This window comes from Geobacillus zalihae NBRC 101842 (assembly GCF_001544135.1).
Classification (GTDB): domain Bacteria; phylum Bacillota; class Bacilli; order Bacillales; family Anoxybacillaceae; genus Geobacillus; species Geobacillus zalihae.
In genome coordinates, this window is the sequence record NZ_BCPV01000133.1 from 1 (window position 1) to 1345 (window position 1345).

Annotated in this window: 1 protein-coding gene; it reads right to left on the reverse strand. The window is 50.5% G+C overall.

The window, feature by feature from the left end; translation table 11 throughout:
* Positions 1-1176, reverse strand: a 1176-nt coding sequence (locus GZ1_RS17690) for an IS1634 family transposase (protein WP_060789013.1), incomplete at its 3' end; no start/stop codon positions are given.
* Positions 1177-1345: the final 169 nt, after the last annotated feature.

Here is a 1345-nt window from a genome sequence, read left to right on the forward strand (position 1 = left end):
CCGGCAGGTGGCCTTATGATGAGCTTCATTGGGGAGTTGGCGAAGCCCCTCCAACTCCTCTTTCAGCGATTCGAGCAGCGTTTCCCGTTCCTTGCGTTGGCGTTCGGCTTCGCTGGGATTGTACACGAGAACATAGCGCTGACGCGCTTCTCCGTCGCCCACGATGATTTCTTTGATATGCAAGTTCTCGCGAACTTGTTGGTAGCGCCCGCGACGGCTTAGGGCCTCTTCGACGGTGGCTTTGCCGGATCGCATTTTTTCGCCGACAATGTAGTGTCCCCCGGCCTGTTGCAAGATTCGCAAATTCTCTTCAGAGGAAAAGCCGCGGTCCATGACGCTGATCACACGTCCAAGCTTCCAGCCAATCAAGTCTTGTTTCACCTGTTTGATGACCGTCATGTCCATGGTATTGCCAGGCCATACCCAAGCGCGAATCGGGATTCCTTCCCGGGTGACAGCCAGCCCAATGACGATTTGAACCAAATCAGGACGCTTATCTTTGGAAAACCCCTGCTTTCGAAGCGATTCTCCTTCCGGTGTTTCAGAGGGATCCACTTCGAAGTACGACGAAGTCGTATCAAAGTAAATCAAATCGACTTCCAGGTTCAATAAATCGGCCACGGCATGGAACACTTGGCGTTCCAATTCCGGCTGCACAGCCAGCAGCTCATCCATCGCCCGGTATAACTGGTGGCTGGCGACTTGGGGAAGATGAGGGATATGCACGTCCTTCTCCACCCACTCCTCCATCGCCAACTTGCTTGACGGATGAAGGGCACGATTCGCCACCATGGCAAAAATCAGCCGTTCCAACGGAATCTGATGATGTCGGGAGGCAAACAAGGAGTGGAGAATCTCTCCCAATCCCAGTTGTCTCCAGAGCTGATCCAAAAGCCAAGCGCCACCAAGGCGTTTGCTTGATTGAAACTGAAAGTCATCCGATACTTCTCCTGTCAACGTCTCGATTTCCCAAGCCTGCTCAGGAGAAAGGAATCGCGAAATGCTTTTGGCCAGACGCTCCAAGACAGCGCGATCCACCTGGTCTTCGCGCCCAAACGAATAAATCACCTTCGCTTTCGCATATTTGGCCTTCGGATCCCATTCGTTGTGAGCAAGCTGAAGATACGCAACAGTCGTTCCATCTTTGTTTTTGCGTGTGACTCTCCGTATGTACATGCCTATATTATAAACGATATTCGGCTATTTTAAAAGGTTAAATTATCAAATCGTGTGCCTATGAAATTCAGCGTTTTTTTCTAGGATCCGCATCGTGAAATCCTTGATATTACAGCATTTTGACCATTTTCATTTGCCTAAAATGGCCTCAAAACTGTCGAACTCGGGT